The sequence below is a fragment of the Citrobacter sp. Res13-Sevr-PEB04-36 genome, from assembly GCF_015672735.1.
Classification (GTDB): Bacteria; Pseudomonadota; Gammaproteobacteria; order Enterobacterales; family Enterobacteriaceae; genus Citrobacter.
Map to the genome: position 1 here is coordinate 1 of NZ_JADABY010000049.1, position 1,154 is coordinate 1,154.

Below are 1,154 nucleotides of genomic sequence, written 5' to 3' on the forward strand. Positions count from 1 at the left end.
GATATGAGATCATCATATTCATCCGGAGCGCATCCCAGAGGGACATCATGAGCCATCAACTCACCTTCGCCGATAGTGAATTCAGCACTAAGCGCCGTCAGACCCGAAAAGAGATTTTCCTCTCCCGCATGGAGCAGATTCTGCCATGGCAGAATATGACCGCTGTCATCGAGCCGTTTTATCCCAAGGCGGGCAATGGCCGACGGCCCTATCCGCTGGAGACCATGCTGCGTATTCACTGCATGCAGCATTGGTACAACCTGAGCGACGGTGCCATGGAAGATGCCCTGTACGAAATCGCCTCCATGCGCCTGTTTGCCCGATTATCCCTGGATAGCGCCCTGCCGGATCGCACCACCATCATGAATTTCCGCCACCTGCTCGAGCAGCATCAACTGGCCCGTCAATTGTTCAAGACCATCAATCGCTGGCTGGCCGAAGCAGGCGTCATGATGACCCAAGGCACTTTGGTGGATGCCACCATCATTGAGGCACCCAGCTCTACCAAGAACAAAGAGCAGCAACGCGATCCGGAGATGCATCAGACCAAGAAAGGCAATCAGTGGCACTTTGGCATGAAGGCCCACATTGGTGTCGATGCCAAGAGTGGCCTGACCCACAGCCTAGTCACCACCGCGGCCAACGAGCATGACCTCAATCAGCTGGGTAATCTGCTTCATGGAGAGGAGCAATTTGTCTCAGCCGATGCCGGCTACCAAGGAGCGCCACAGCGCGAGGAGCTGGCCGAGGTGGATGTGGACTGGCTGATCGCCGAGCGTCCCGGCAGGGTAAAAACCTTGAAGCAGCATCCGCGCAAGAACAAAACGGCCATCAACATCGAATACATGAAAGCCAGCATCCGTGCCAGGGTGGAGCACCCGTTTCGCATCATCAAGCGGCAGTTCGGCTTCGTGAAAGCCAGATACAAGGGGCTGCTGAAAAACGATAACCAACTGGCGATGTTATTCACCCTGGCCAACCTGTTTCGGGTGGACCAAATGATACGTCAGTGGGAGAGATCTCAGTAAAAACCGGAAATAACGCCAGAAATGGTGGAAAAAATAGCCTAAATAGGCTGATTCGATGTGTTTGCGGGAAAAAAATCGGCCCAGATCCGCGAAATTTTAATCAGCGAGTCAGCTTGGGAAGAAATG

At 53.9% G+C, this 1,154-nt stretch carries 1 protein-coding gene; it reads left to right on the forward strand.

Annotated elements, in window-relative coordinates:
• Nucleotides 1–47: 47 nt before the first annotated feature.
• Nucleotides 48–1,028: an IS5-like element ISKpn26 family transposase gene (locus tag IMQ48_RS15180; protein ID WP_000019450.1), complete on the forward strand. Its 981-nt coding sequence runs from the start codon at nt 48–50 to the stop codon at nt 1,026–1,028.
• The last annotated feature ends 126 nt before the right edge of the window (nt 1,029–1,154 follow it).